This is a genomic window from Nonomuraea sp. NPDC051298, from assembly GCF_055586305.1.
Genome location: NZ_JBVJIM010000009.1, coordinates 155,356 through 169,123 on the forward strand (window position 1 = coordinate 155,356; position 13,768 = coordinate 169,123).

10 protein-coding genes are annotated in these 13,768 nt (G+C 71.0%); 3 read left to right on the forward strand and 7 right to left on the reverse strand.

The window, feature by feature from the left end; genetic code table 11:
* Positions 1-139: 139 nt before the first annotated feature.
* From ACZ6S0_RS25760 to ACZ6S0_RS25770, 3 genes are read left to right on the forward strand one after another with little or no spacing between them, the layout of a single operon-like run.
* Positions 140-874, forward strand: coding sequence for a hypothetical protein (locus tag ACZ6S0_RS25760; protein WP_465922054.1), 735 nt, complete (start codon positions 140-142; stop codon positions 872-874).
* Between the two features lie 12 nt (positions 875-886).
* On the forward strand, positions 887-2,791 hold the full coding sequence (locus ACZ6S0_RS25765) for a fumarate reductase/succinate dehydrogenase flavoprotein subunit (RefSeq protein WP_465921875.1): 1,905 nt from the start codon (positions 887-889) through the stop codon (positions 2,789-2,791).
* Positions 2,788-3,549 (forward strand): succinate dehydrogenase/fumarate reductase iron-sulfur subunit, encoded by a 762-nt coding sequence (locus ACZ6S0_RS25770; RefSeq protein WP_465921876.1) that lies wholly within the window; start codon positions 2,788-2,790, stop codon positions 3,547-3,549. The genes ACZ6S0_RS25765 and ACZ6S0_RS25770 overlap by 4 nt, the downstream gene beginning before the upstream one ends.
* Positions 3,550-3,605: 56 nt before the next feature.
* Here the strand turns inward: ACZ6S0_RS25770 and ACZ6S0_RS25775 are convergent, their stop codons facing one another.
* From ACZ6S0_RS25775 to ACZ6S0_RS25805, 7 genes are all read right to left on the reverse strand, one after another.
* Complete coding sequence (locus ACZ6S0_RS25775) at positions 3,606-4,928, reverse strand: hypothetical protein (protein ID WP_465921877.1); 1,323 nt, start codon at positions 4,926-4,928, stop codon at positions 3,606-3,608.
* A 155-nt stretch (positions 4,929-5,083) separates the two neighbouring features.
* Positions 5,084-6,577, reverse strand: a complete 1,494-nt coding sequence (locus ACZ6S0_RS25780) for a hypothetical protein (protein WP_465921878.1) — start codon at positions 6,575-6,577, stop codon at positions 5,084-5,086.
* Between the two features lie 186 nt (positions 6,578-6,763).
* Positions 6,764-7,159, reverse strand: a complete 396-nt coding sequence (locus ACZ6S0_RS25785; protein WP_465921879.1) for a (deoxy)nucleoside triphosphate pyrophosphohydrolase — start codon at positions 7,157-7,159, stop codon at positions 6,764-6,766.
* 22 nt (positions 7,160-7,181) lie between these two features.
* On the reverse strand, positions 7,182-8,273 hold the full coding sequence (locus ACZ6S0_RS25790) for a C40 family peptidase (protein WP_465921880.1): 1,092 nt from the start codon (positions 8,271-8,273) through the stop codon (positions 7,182-7,184).
* Complete coding sequence (locus tag ACZ6S0_RS25795) at positions 8,270-8,896, reverse strand: hypothetical protein (RefSeq protein ID WP_465921881.1); 627 nt, start codon at positions 8,894-8,896, stop codon at positions 8,270-8,272. Before ACZ6S0_RS25795 ends, ACZ6S0_RS25790 begins: the two co-directional genes overlap by 4 nt.
* Positions 8,897-8,899: 3 nt before the next feature.
* On the reverse strand, positions 8,900-11,263 hold the full coding sequence (locus ACZ6S0_RS25800; RefSeq protein ID WP_465921882.1) for a type IV secretion system protein: 2,364 nt from the start codon (positions 11,261-11,263) through the stop codon (positions 8,900-8,902).
* Entirely contained in the window at positions 11,260-13,734 is a 2,475-nt protein-coding gene (locus tag ACZ6S0_RS25805; protein WP_465921883.1) for an ATP-binding protein, read from the reverse strand. Before ACZ6S0_RS25805 ends, ACZ6S0_RS25800 begins: the two co-directional genes overlap by 4 nt.
* Positions 13,735-13,768 lie beyond the last annotated feature (34 nt).

Consider the following 13,768-nt stretch of genomic DNA (forward strand, 5'->3'; position numbering starts at 1 on the left):
GGGATCCCCGCAGTGTGAGCGCGCCCAGCGAAACGAACCACGGACCCCCTGCGCGACGGGTCCGCGGGAGGTGGAGAGGTCCGCGATGACCCAAATGACGCCCGACGCTCCGGTCCGACGGCAGCGTGCGCAGGTCAAGGTGCGCACGTTGCGCACGGACAGATGGTGGCTGGTCCCGTTCTTCACGTTCCTGGGGCTCAGCTCCTTCCTTGTCTACGGTGTATGGGCGATCATCGACACGAGCATCTTCGTTGATCCCTACATCGCCCCGTTCGCCTCGCCCTGTCTGGCCGAGGCGACGTGTCCCGAAGGGGCTCGGCTGTTCGGCTGGGCGCCGATCGGCGACTGGTACACCTTGTCGCCCGGGCTGCTGATCCTGGCCCTGCCCGGCGGTTTCCGGCTGACCTGCTATTACTACCGCAAGTCGTACTACCGCTCGTTCTGGCTGTCACCGCCGGCGTGCGCCGTGCAGGAGCCGCACGGCAAGTACACCGGTGAGCGGCGTTTCCCGCTGATCATCCAGAACGTCCACCGGTACTTCTTCTACGCGGCCATCGTCATCGGCGTCATCCTGGCCTACGACGCCATCCTGGCGCTCGTGCACAAGCCGCTGGGGCTGGGAAGCTGGATCCTGATCGCCAACGCCGTCCTCATCAACGCCTACACGCTGTCGTGCCACTCCTGCAGGCACATCACCGCGGGCAGGCTCAACCACTTCTCCCGTCACCCGCTGCGCTACCGGGCCTGGACGTTCGTCTCCAAGCTCAACGCCAAGCACCAACCCCTCGCGTGGGCCTCGATGTTCTCCGTCATGGGCGCCGACCTGTACGTCCGCCTGGTGGCCAAGGGCATCATCGCCTTCCCGTACGCGTAAGGACAGCCTTCAGTGGAAAACACGCACAACACAGAGCGCCACGAGTACGACGTCGTGGTCATCGGCGCGGGCGGCGCCGGCCTGCGCGCCGCGATCGAGGCCCGCCAGCAGGGCAAGAGGACGGCCATCGTCTGCAAGTCGCTGTTCGGCAAGGCGCACACGGTCATGGCCGAGGGCGGCGCGGCCGCCGCCATGGGCAACGTCAACCCCGACGACAACTGGATGGTGCACTTCCGCGACACCATGCGGGGCGGCAAGTTCCTCAACAACTGGCGCATGGCCGAACTGCACGCCAAGGAGGCCCCCGACCGGGTCTGGGAGCTCGAGGCGTGGGGCGCCCTGTTCGACCGCACCAAGGACGGCAAGATCAGCCAGCGGAACTTCGGCGGGCACGAGTACCCACGGCTCGCACACGTGGGCGACCGTACCGGGCTGGAGCTCATCCGCACGCTGCAGCAGCGGGTTGTCGCGCTCCAGCAGGAGGACTACGAGACCTACGGCGACTACGAGGCCTACATCAAGGTCTTCGCCGAGTGCACGATCACGCGCCTGCTCAAGGACGGCGACGCGATCTCCGGGGCGTTCGGCTACTGGCGCGAGTCGGGGAGCTTCGTGCTCTTCGACGCCCCCGCCGTGGTCCTCGCCACCGGCGGCATCGGCAAGTCGTACGTCGTCACGTCCAACTCCTGGGAGTACACCGGCGACGGCCACGCCCTGGCCCTGCTCGCCGGCGCGAACCTGATCAACATGGAGTTCATCCAGTTCCACCCCACCGGGATGGTCTGGCCGCCGTCCGTGCGCGGCATCCTCGTCACCGAGTCCGTCCGCGGCGACGGCGGCGTGCTGCGCAACTCCGAGGGCCGGCGCTTCATGTTCGACTACATCCCCGACGTCTTCAAGGACAAGTACGCCACCACCGAGGAAGAGGGCGACCGCTGGTACACCGACCAGGCCAACAACCGGCGCCCGCCGGAGCTGCTGCCGCGTGACGAGGTGGCCCGCGCGATCAACGCCGAGGTGAAGGCCGGTCGCGGATCGCCCCAGGGCGGCGTCTTCCTCGACGTCTCCACCCGGCTGCCGGCCGAGGAGATCAAGAAGCGGCTGCCGTCGATGCACCACCAGTTCAAGGAACTGGCCGACGTCGACATCACCGCCGAACCCATGCAGGTGGGCCCGACCTGCCACTACATCATGGGCGGCGTCGAGGTCGAAGCCGACAGCGGCGCGGCGGCCGTGCCGGGGCTGTTCGCGGCCGGCGAGGTGTCGGGCGGCATGCACGGCTCCAACCGGCTGGGCGGCAACTCGCTGTCCGACCTGCTGGTGTTCGGCCGCCGGGCGGGCGCGGGCGCGGCGTCGTACGTGGACGGCCTGGCCGAGCGGCCCAAGGTCGCGCCTGAGCAGGTGGACGCGGCCAGGGAGGAGGCGCTGGCGCCCCTGGGCCGCGGCGGCGACAACCCGTACGAGGTCCACCACGAGCTCCAGCGCACGATGAACGACCTGGTCGGCATCATCCGCAAGGCCGAGGAGGTCTCCGAGGCCCTGGGTGTCGTGGAGAAGCTCAGGGAGCGCGCGCGCATGGTCGGGGCGGCCGGCTCACGCATCTACAACCCGGGCTGGCACCTCGCGATCGACCTGCGCAACATGGTGCTGGTGTCGGAGTGCGTGGCACGGGCCGCGCTCATGCGCGAGGAGAGCCGGGGCGGGCACACCCGCGACGACTTCCCGGGGATGAACCCGGAGTGGCGCCGCGAGCTGCTCGTCTGCTCCACCGAGGACGGTTCCACGGTCAAGGTCGAGGTCCAGCGGCAGTCCCCCATGCGCGACGACCTCATCACCCTGTTCAACCGGGACGAGCTGAAGAAGTACCTCACCGACGAAGAGATGACCGAGTTCGACGGGATAGCGAAGCAGTCATGAGCTACAAGGCAAAATTCAAGGTCTGGCGCGGTGAGGGCGGCGAGGGCAGTCTCGAGGACTTCACCGTCGAGGTGAACGAGGGCGAGGTCGTCCTCGACATCATCCACCGCCTCCAGGCCACGCAGGCGCCCGACCTGGCCGTCCGGTGGAACTGCAAGGCGGGCAAGTGCGGCTCGTGCAGCATGGAGATCAACGGCAAGCCGCGGCTCGGCTGCATGACCCGGATGTCCACCTTCGAGGAGGACGAGACCATCACGGTCACGCCGATGCGCACCTTCCCGGTCATCAAGGACCTCGTGACCGACGTCTCGTACAACTACCAGAAGGCCAGGGAGGTGCCCTCCTTCACGCCGCCGAGCGGCGTACGGCCCGGCGAGTACCGGATGAAGCAGGTCGACGTCGAGCGCTCGCAGGAGTTCCGCAAGTGCATCGAGTGCTTCATGTGCAACAACGTCTGCCACGTGATCCGCGACCACGAGGAGAACAAGACCAACTTCTCCGGTCCGCGCTTCCTCATGCGGATCGCCGAGCTGGACATGCACCCGTACGACGTGGCCGACCGGCAGGAGGCGGCCCAGCAGCAGCACGGCCTCGGCTACTGCAACATCACCAAGTGCTGCACCGAGGTCTGCCCCGAACACATCAAGATCACCGACAACGCGCTGATCCCGATGAAGGAGCGCGTGGTGGACCGCAAGTACGACCCGCTGGTGTGGCTGGGCAACAAGATCTTCAGGCGCGGCGCTGACAACAAGTAGGCGGCGCGGCGAAAGGGGCTGGAATCTCCGGGATTCCAGCCCCTTCGCCGTTCAGCTCACTTCTTCTTCCTGCCGAAGAGCCCGCGCTTGGGGTCGGGCAGCTCCCTGGTGTGCCCTGCCTCGTCCGCCGACTCCGTCTGTCCTGGCGGCTCCGTGGGCCCTTGGACGCCGCCTGCCGGACCCTGCGGCTGCCCGTCCTGCCCGTCCTGCTCGTCCTGCTCGGACAACGGCGGCAGCGGCTGGACGGCCGTCACGTCCCCGTCCGCCGGCAGGTACGGCGGCGGGTCGTACCCCTTCACTGGGCCCTTCGCCGGGTCGAACAACGAGCCGGGCCGCTGGCCCTGCCACGGCTCCGAGTCGCCCTGCTCGACGGCCGAGACCGGGCCCAGTGGCTGGTCGCGGTCGGGGTCGTACGGGCCCGCCCCGCCCGGCGGGATGTCCGAGGGCGGCGGCGCGGGCGGGACCAGCGGCTCGAACGGGTCACGCTCGCGGGACCTCGGCGGCTCGCTGTAGGAGTCGAACTCGTCCGGGTGCAGCACCACGGGCTCCGGCGGGACGTTCGCCGGGCCGGGCGGCTCCATGTAGCCCTGCGACGGGTACGGGTGGTTCGGGTCGGGGTAGCCGTACTGGGGCGGGCCCGGCGGGTAGGTCTGCACCGGCACGAAGCTGATGATGGGCGCGTACGCCGTGCCGCCCGGGTATCCGGGGGCCGCGAAGCCCGCCGTCGCGTAGCCGGGACCCGCCGGGTAGCCGCCGGGCGGGGGCATGTCGGGCCGGGGCACCTGCGGGCCTGCCCTGCGTACGGCCGCCGCGTGGGCCATCCGGCGCAGCCGTCCCTCGAAGATGAGCACGGCGAAGAGCACGAGCAGCACCAGCACCAGCGCCGGGATGCTGAGGTTCTGTGTCAGCGCGCGCTGGTCGAACTCCGGCGCGGCGTTGCGCAGCTCGAGCGGCACCTCCTCGGTGGAGGCGGCCTGCGTCTGGCTCGGGAGCGGGCTGGAGCCCGCGCCGGTCGTCGGGGCGATCGCCGGCATCTCGACGGACGCCTCGGGCGTGGGCGTGGTGGAGATGACCGGGGGGACCTCGGCGCTCGGGATCGGCGCCGGGTTCTGCGGGGTGGTCTCCGGGATGGGGGCAGGAGGTGAGGAGGTGGTCTTCTTCGGCGTCGGGGTCTTGCTCGCCTTGGTGGGAGTCGCGGTGACCGTCTTGGTGACCGTCGTCTCCGGCGCCTCGTCGCCGGCGCCGTCCGTGGGGGGTGGCGAGCCTAAGGTGGTGGTGACCGTGATGGTCGTCTCGGGCGTGAGTTCGCACTGCTCGCCGACGTCACAGGGCTCGACCGGCGAGCGGAACGCCGCCGCTGAAGCACTGGCACTCTGCACGACGAATGGTGTAGCCCCGGCGCCGGCCAAGCCGACCGCCAGGACGATCGCGGACACGGCTGTCGCTCGTGTGCGTGCCACCGGTACCCTCCGCGCAGTCCCGGAACCATGGTCAAAGGAATACTAGCCGGGTAAAAGTAACAGTAAAGACGGAACTACAACACCTTTCGCCGGTTTCGGCCCCGTTGTACCGTGACAACCGCCCAGAGGGCCGCCATCAACAGTCCGATACCCCCGGCGGCCATGGGCAACCCCAGCGGGCCGTCGATCGGGCTGGCCCATCCGGCGGGGCGGACGGGCTTGGCCGCCGCGGCGATGTCCCACGGCAACGGCGCCTCGCCTTCGGCGGCACCGGCCTGGAACGAGATGGCGGGCGCGGGCTGCCCGGACGCGCCGGGCACCGCCGGCGGCGCGGCCCCGGAGAACTGCGACATCCCACCGACCCCACCGGTACCAGCGGTACCACCGGCACCATCGACACCACCGACCCCGGCCGACGGCGCTGCACCCGCACCGGCCGGTGGCGCCCCGGCGGCACCGGTCTGTGGTGCCGCGCCTGCTATGGGGGGCAGAGGCATGACCTCCGGCAACTCCAGCGCGGCCGCGGAACCGTCGGACAGCGCCCCTGTATCGGCGGCCGACGCCCCCCTGCCGGTGGACCGTGCCTCCGAACCCGTGGACCGGGCCTCCGAAGTGGACCAACCCTCCGCGCCCGTGGGCCGGGCCTCCGAAGTGGACCGCCCCTCCGCGCCCCTGGACCGCGTGTCTGCCCCGGCGTCGGCGGTCTCCGTTCTCGCGGCGGCTCCGTCCTTCGTGCCGGTGGCCCCGGCGGGCTGCCCGCCGGTGGCGTGCTCCGCTGGGCGCAGACGCCGGGCGTGGCCGGTGAACGTGGTCGTCTCGGGGATGCCCGGCTCCCGCACCTGCAGGGCGGCCGTCCGGCTCATGGTCGTCAGCCCGCCGCCCTCGGCGCCCCGCAGCCGGGCCACCGCCGCGACCACCACTTCCTTGGCCCCCTCAGGAGCCCTGAGCGTGACGTCCACGGCCCGCGAGCCGGTGACCTTCCCCAGGGCGCACACCCGCGCTCCTGGTATGCCGGTGCCCGTCAGGGCCGAGTCTCCGCGCATCGCCAGCGCCCGTGAGGCGAGCGTCCCCGCCGCGACCACCCCTGACGCTGCGGTCACCGGAATCCCCGTACCGGCGAGCGCGGAGGCCGCCTGGGCGGCTCCCCCCTCAGCCGCCGCCACGCCCGGAACGGCCGCCGCACGGTCCGCCCCGCCGATCGCCCCACCAGCCACGCCGGCCGCACCGGCCGTGGCATCGGGCACCGCACCCGCCACAGTGCCCCCCGCTGGGCCCCCCGCTGGGCGGGCGGGAGGAGACCCGGCCTGGACGGACGACGGCGCGCAGGTCACCTCCGTCAACGCCTCCACCGGGCTGGCCGCCACCGCGACCTTGGCTCTCCGGGCCATCCCGTTGAGCCGCACCCGGAACTTCTGCACGTCACCGGTCCTGACCCACTTGCCGACACCTTCGGCGATGTCGGCGCCGTTCACGCGCTCGAGCACCAGCGACACCCCGGTCGCTGCCACCGGCACGGACGGCACCGCCGCCAGGATCAGCGCTCCGGTGACGATCCAGCCACGCCGCATCGCTCCCCATCTCCCCCGCCGCGAACCCCCCGCCGCGACAAATCACTCCTAGTAGTCATTGTGTCACAGAGAGGTAGCAGCTAATCCCCCGCATCCTGCTCCAGCGGGTAATCCCCCGGTGGGCCGAGGGTCGACCGGCCGGGATCGGCGCGGATCGGCGGCTCGATCCGGCGGTGTCCAGGCGTCCTAATCCGGCGGGAGCAAGCCCTCCACGGTCTTCATGACCGGCAGGTCGGCCCCGAGCCACTCGACGTCGTAGTACTCGCCCGGCCCCAGCCACCGCACCGCCAGGTGCTCCCTGGCCTGCGGCGTGCCGGAGACGAGAGTGCAGAGCCAGACGCGCATGACGTAGCCCGCCGACAGCGGCCAGTCGTCACCGACCCGCGCCCCCACGGCGATCTCGACGCCCAGCTCCTCACGGCACTCCCGGACGAGCGCCGCCGTCTCGTCCTCCCCCGGCTCCACCTTGCCGCCGGGGAACTCCCAGCCGCCCGCCAGCGCGGGAGGCTCGGCCCGCTGGGCGGCCAGCACCCGGCCGCCCGGGGCGACGATCACCGCGGCCACCACCACGACCGCGTTCATGCGGCGGACGTCCTCATAGCGTTCATAGGGAAGGATTCTGCAGCTTCTTGAGCTGTTCGAGCACGTCGGGGTTCTGCAGGGGACGGGTGAAGCCCACCTGGTTGCCGCGCGCCTGGTAGCTGGTGACCTTGATGGGACCGCACAGCCGGCACCGGGCCTCCAGCATCTTGCCCTTCGACACGACGAGCCCCACGTGGCCGGGGTTGTTGGCGGAGGTGCCCGGACCGGCGTTGAAGAACACCAGGTCCCCCGGCTGCTCCTGCCCCGCTAACACCTTGACCCCGAACGGCCACTGCTGGAACGTCGTACGCGGGATCGACAGCCCCGCCGCCTGGTAGGCCGCGTAGATGACCCCCGAGCAGTCGAACGAGTCGGGCCCCGTCCCGCCCCACACGTACGGCTTGCCGCGCTGCGCCAGCGCGTACTGCAGGATCTTGGCCACGATGTCGTTCGGCGCGGCCTCGACCAGCGGCTCGTCGCAGTCCTCCGACGCCTGCGGGGGCACCTTGACCTCGCCGGACCTGGCGTACTTCCTGGCGATCTCCTCGACCTGGTCGACGTACCACCAGGCCCGGTTGTAGACGAACAGCGCCTGCCGGACGTTCTCGGGGGCGCCGTTGCGCTTGAGCATCCTGGCCGCGCCCAGGATGGCGTCGGCCGGGTTGTAGACGTCGCCCACGCCGTCGCCGTCGCCGTCGGAGGCGTACCCGTTGAACTTGGACGGCACCGGGATCCTGGCCTTGCCGCCCCACGTCGAGATCAGGAACTGCATCGGCCCGGCCGCGCCCGCGTAATTGGTGCCGCTCTTGACGCCGGGCAGGTCGGAACGGCCGTGGTCGGTCTCACGCTTGCCCACCGCCGCCAGGATGTTCCACTGGACGCCGATCTTCTTGCCGTGCTCCTTGTACAGCTCCAGGTATTCGGCGGGGATGTCGGACGCGCCCGAGTCGGAGACCTCCTCCACCTGCACCGAGTCGTCGCAGTCGACGGTGGTGCCGTTGCTCAGGAACGACGGCATCGACATCAGCAGCAGCGGCGAGACGATGACGGCGACCAGGATCAACATCCCGGCGAGGCCGATCAGCAGGGCAGTGCGCGCTCGTGGGAGTTTCACTGGGGAGGGTCTCCCTCCTGGCCCTCGGTGGACGGCCTGATGTCGAAGATCCGCCAGTCGGTTCCCGACTCGCTCACCGTCACGGCGTACTCCTCGGTGGCCTGCTTGTTGCCGCTGACGGCGGTGATCTGCCTGATGCCCGTGACGACGAAGACGATGGAGGTCTTCTCGACCTGCCTGATCTCCTTCAGCCGGGCCGTGGCGGTGGAGACGATCTGGTCGTTGCGGTTCTGCTCGATGGTGCCCGCCGAGGTCATCGTCCTGGCCAGTGTGTTGCCGAGTTCGGGGGTGGTGTACGCCCTCAGCCGCTGGGCGTAGGCGGCCGGGTCCTCGTCGTGGCGGAAGGTGCCGTACTCGGCGGTGAACCGTTCGGCCAGGTCCGCCGCCGCGGCGAGCTGCTCCTTCTTCATCGGCAGGTACGAGTAGACGTCGAACGGCTCGGCGCTCGCGGTCGCCAGCGGCGTGCTCGACGCCACGGCCGGACCGGTGGCGACCACCTGTCGCGGCTCGGGCGCGTCCTCGTCGGACGAGTCCGGCCACATCGTCAGATAGATGCCGACCGCTGCGATGACCACGACGATGGCGGCGAAGGCCACCCCTCGCCTGTCACCTGGCTGCGCCATGTCTCAGTCCTTGTCGGAGTTGTTCGGCTTGAGCCAGAAGGGCACCGAAGGGTTGTCACCCCCGGAGCCGCCGCCGTTGCCGCTGCTGCGCAGCCAGAGCGGGGGCGCCTCTGATGAGCGGGAGGACGGCTCGTCGGAGCCGAAGATCCGAGGGCCTGACGAGGTGCCGCCGCCCGACCTGGAGCCGCCGCCCGAGCCGGAGGACCCGCCGAACAGCCCGCCGCCGCCCGACCGCGAACCGCCCCCTGACCGGGACCCGCCGCCCGGCCCGCCACCGGAACCGCCGCCGGAGCCACCCCTCGATCCGCCGAACAGCCCGCCCGAACCGCGCGAACCGCCGCCGCGCGAACCGCCGCCGCCCGACCGGGACCCGCCGCCGGACCCGCCGGAGCCGCCGAACCGCGAACCGCGGGAGCCCCCGGAGCCGCCGGAGCCACGGGCGCCGTTGGACGAGCCGCCGCGCCGGGCCCAGCCGCCGCCGGACGCCCCACCGAACCAGCCGCCCCCCGAACCGGAGCCGGAACCGGCCCCGGCACCCGAGCCGGCACCCGCGCCGGAGCCCGACGCGGCGGCCGTGCCACCGGCCCGGGGCCCACCGGCCGCGGGCCCGCGCGTGCGCGCGGGAGTGCCCAGGTTGAGCGGCGGCGCGGTGCCCCTGCGGGGTTCGAGCGTGGCCCGCCCGGCCGCCTTGCCGTTCTGCTGCTCGGTGTCGAGCGGGGCCGCCGTGGCCGGGATGCGGGTGCCGGAAGCGGCGCCCTCGCCCTCCTCCCCGCGCGCGCGGACCTGCCCGGCCGCCGCCGTGGCCGCCGCGCCCGCCGGGTTGGCCGCACCTGCCGCCCTGATGAGCGGCTCGGCCTTGCGCAGGCCCCAGCGGCCGATCCTGGCCGAGGCGACCGGCGGCAGCACACCCGCCGCGCGCTCCAGCACGGACGAACTCGCCGCCTCGCCCAGCACCCGGGTGGCGACCGTGTGTCCGCTCATGGAGGCGAACAGGTGCTGGAACGGACGCCGGTAGAAGAACACCGCGATCGTCAGCAGGGCCATGAACAGCACCTGCATGCCCCAGGGCATGGCCGTGGAGATGATGAGCGCGTACCCGTAGACCAGGACGCTGAGCACGATCGTCAGCACGGCCTGCCGCAGCAGCGTGCCGATCAGCATCTCCACCCAGCGCATCGCGACGATGCGGCCGCTCCCCGGATGTACGCCGATCAACAGGAAGATCGGCCCGAGGATGAGCAACAGCAGGAAGCTCACCTTCAGCACCAGCAGCGAGACCGCCACCAGGAAGATCAGTGTCCCGGCCACCAGCGCGGCGATGAGCGCGCCGACGGCCACGCCGAGCCGGTTCGACCAGTCGCGGCCGGAGAAGGTGGCGTAGCGGGGATCGTTCCTGAGCTTGTCGCCCAGCGCGGCGTACTCCGTCTGGCGGGCCCCCATGTCAGGGGCCGGCTGACCTGCCTGGGTCTGCGGCGCCGACTGCATCTCCAGCACCTTGCGGCCCCAGTCGCGCACGATGGGCTGCTGCGGGTCGGCGGTGCCGAACAGGCCCACCAGCCACGGCTTGCAGACCAGCGTGGACCACAGCGCGTCGGCGTTCTGGTCGACGCCCGGCGTGCCGGTCTGCGCGTAGCCGCCCGCCTTGACCTGCGGGTTGGCCTCGCCCGGAGGCGGCAGGCAGGACGCGCCGCCCGCGCCCGGCAGGCCGGAGAAGGCCGAGTTGACGACCTCGCCGGTCTTGTCGGTGACGACCGTGCCCAGGCCGGTGAAGTCGCCGGGGCGGCTGAAGAACCAGACCGCCACGGTGACGGCCAGGACCATCCAGATGACGCCCTCGGCGGTCGTGGTGGCCCGCTTGCGGATCAGGCCGTACCAGGCCAGCCAGATGGCGCCCAGGATGACGATCGGGCGCAGGTAGGGCCAGTACATGGCGTTGGACAGGTTCGTGATGATGTCGTCGACGACGTCCTTGATCGACTGGAGCGGTCCCTCGGTCGCCGCCGCCTGGTACGTCGTGATCGTCAGCCGGTCGACGGCCTTGGCCGCGGTGAAGATGCCGTTGGCCCACATGTTGCCCAGCACGGCCACGTAGTCGGAGCAGGTCAGCTCGTGGGTGTGCCAGAACTGGCCGCTCATGCCGAACTGGGCGTAGTTGGTGGCCGCCGCCGGTGCCGCCGCGTCGGGGGCGGGCGGCTGGATGAGGCCGTCGACGCCGCTGCCCACCATCTCGGGCGAGAGCGGGGCCGACAGGTCGCACGGGGCCGCGGCAACCGGTGTCGACGTCGCGCCCAGCACGAGCGGCACCACCAGGACTCCGGTGACGAGTGCGAGAGTCAACGCCAGTCGTCGGGATAGCCGGATCTTCATGACCGTACCTCCTGAGCCCTGCCCACGCCCCCCTGAAGATCATCATGCCCGGCGGCGCCGGGTTTGTCGTGTGTCGGATTCGTGTCGAGCCAACGGAGAAGATCCTGGGAGATCAGGTCCACTCCGATGCGGCCCGCCCTGCCATCCAGATCGCGGAACACGCATTCGCCGTTGCCCAGCGAGCGCAGCACGGCCTTGTGCTCCTCCGACGACTCCACCCCCAGCAGGGACATCACGTGGTCCACCTCCACCCGTTCGGTGGACCTGAACGCGAAGACGGAGGACAGGCAGTTGGTCACCTGCTCGTTCAGCAGGTCTCCCGCGTTCTGCGAGACCAGCACGAGAGCGGTGTTGCGGGAGCGGCCCATCCGGCTGACCTCGGGCACCAGCTTGGCGCCCTCGGGCGTGGAGGTGATCGCCCACGCCTCGTCCAGGAAGATCGCCTTGGGGGCGCGCCGGTCGAGGCCGTTCATCAGCCTGCGCGCGAACTGCGAGACCAGGTAGAGCAGGGCCACCGACAGCCGCTGCTCGTAGGAGTAGTCTTCCCTGCTCGTGGCCACGTCGGGGAGCGTCAGCCCGCCCAACGTGAAGACCGTCGTCCAGCCCTCGGTGTCGATCTGATCGCCGCCGGACGGGTCGAAGCAGAGCCTGGCCAGGTGCATCTCCGACATCGAGCGCAGCACCGCGCCCAGGTTCTTCGAGGCGGCGTCCTCGGCCTGCTCCAGGAAGTCGACCACCTTGCCGAGCGAGGGGTCGTCGGCGTTGGACACCGCGGCCACGGCCTGGATCATCGCCGACTCGCGCTCCTCCGACATGCGCGGCAGCAGCAGTCGCAGCGTCTCGGTGGCCATGGTCTTCTTCGCGGCGATGTCGTCGCCGAACGAGAACGGGTCGAGCAGCCCCGGCGCCGCCGAGCCGAGCGGGATGACGCGGGCCTTGCGCCCCCGCTTCTCCAGCAGTTGCACCAGGGACTCCGCGTCGCCCTTGGGGTCGATCACCGCGACCGTCACGCCGCGCAGCGCCATCTGGTAGATCATCAGCAGCGCCAGCGTGGTCTTGCCGCCGCCCGGCTCGCCGGTGATCGCGATGGCGGTCGGCCGGTTGCGGGTGGCCGCCACCAGCGGGTCGAAGTGCACGATGCTGCGGGCCCTGCCGACCGTCTCGCCGATGTACGGGCCGAGCCAGCCCTCGCTGCCCTCCAGCCGGTCACCCAGGTCCACCGTGGCCGTGGCCATGCCGCCGGCGATCGTCCGCAGCGGCTGGCGCTGGGCGTAGGCGTTGACGCGTACCTTCTCGCCCGGCAGCGCCTCGCAGAACAGCGAGAACTGGTCGCCGGTCGAGTTGACCACGTCGATGCCCATGTCGCGGTAGTGCTCGATCACCGCCTCGACCCGCTGCACGCAGATGTCCTCCGTGGGGGCGGCGATGATCAGCCGGTGCCAGCCGTACACGAAGGGCAGGCGCTCCTTGGTGATGCCGTGCTCCAGCATGCGGGCCGCGTCGATCTGCTCGGCCAGCGCCAGCGGCGCCTCCGCCCCCGCCTCGCGGATGTGGTGGTCCATGTCACGGGCGTGCGCCAGCTTGCGCGCCACGTCCTTGGACGCCTTGACCGGCGGGATCAGCCTCATGCGCGAGGAGATCTCCACCGGGAACGGGAGCTGGTCGGCGAAGTGCATCCACGGCTCGCCGTCGGGGAACGGCATCAGGTCGGGATAGCGGGCGAACGACAGGTGGGCCACGTACGAGTCGCCCTGCGGCTGCACGATCCGCAGCAGCGACCTGCCGTTGTGGATCTCCCCCTCGACCAGGGCCTCGATCTCGCCCCTGCCCCAGCGCCGCCTCGGGCTGGCCGACGGGGGCGGGTCGCCGAGCGCGCCCGCCGCCGCGTGCCGGAACAACCACGCCACCTCGACGGAGTTGGCGTGACGGGCGTAGAGGGCGCTCGACGCGAGTGCCCGGCCGAGGCGTTCCGCCTGCTCGGTCCAGCGCCCGATCTCGCTGTCGGGCACGTGGTCGTCCTCCATGCCCAGCGCCTTCTCCGTCTTCTGGTAGAAGCCGAAGACCTGCGACAGCACGCCGCTGCCGAGTTGCTTGCCGCGCGGGCCGAGCCGTACGCCGAGGTAGACCTCCTTGGTCCAGAAGTCCTTGGCCCAGACGTGGCGGTACATCTCCTCCAGGTAGTCGCGCCAGCCCGGCCCCTCGTCGGACGTGGCGTTCAGCGCCATGGCCCACTCCGCCGCGGGGTACGTGCGGTGCGCGACCCTCAGGTGGACCTCGGCGTCGGGCATCCTGATCGCGGCCAGCGCGATCGTGATGTTGGTGGCCAGCGCCTCGCGCTCTTCCGGCGTGACGAACTCGTAGCTGACCGTCGGAAGCCGGAAGTACGCCCAAGCGCAGGTGTCCGTGAGCAGGATGCGATCGTCGAAGTAGCGGACCGCGAGGCGCTGATGCGCTCTAGACGCCCTGCTCATGCCGCCCCCTCGGCGCATGAACGGGCCAGACCTG

Coding starts and splice junctions, on each gene's coding strand:
- ACZ6S0_RS25770 (WP_465921876.1), top strand. CDS start 2,788: ATGAGCTACAAGGCAAAATTCAAGGTCTGGCGCGGTGAGGGCGGCGAG.
- ACZ6S0_RS25780 (WP_465921878.1), bottom strand. CDS start 6,577: ATGCGGCGTGGCTGGATCGTCACCGGAGCGCTGATCCTGGCGGCGGTG.
- ACZ6S0_RS25785 (WP_465921879.1), bottom strand. CDS start 7,159: ATGAACGCGGTCGTGGTGGTGGCCGCGGTGATCGTCGCCCCGGGCGGC.
- ACZ6S0_RS25795 (WP_465921881.1), bottom strand. CDS start 8,896: ATGGCGCAGCCAGGTGACAGGCGAGGGGTGGCCTTCGCCGCCATCGTC.
- ACZ6S0_RS25800 (WP_465921882.1), bottom strand. CDS start 11,263: ATGAAGATCCGGCTATCCCGACGACTGGCGTTGACTCTCGCACTCGTC.
- ACZ6S0_RS25805 (WP_465921883.1), bottom strand. CDS start 13,734: ATGAGCAGGGCGTCTAGAGCGCATCAGCGCCTCGCGGTCCGCTACTTC.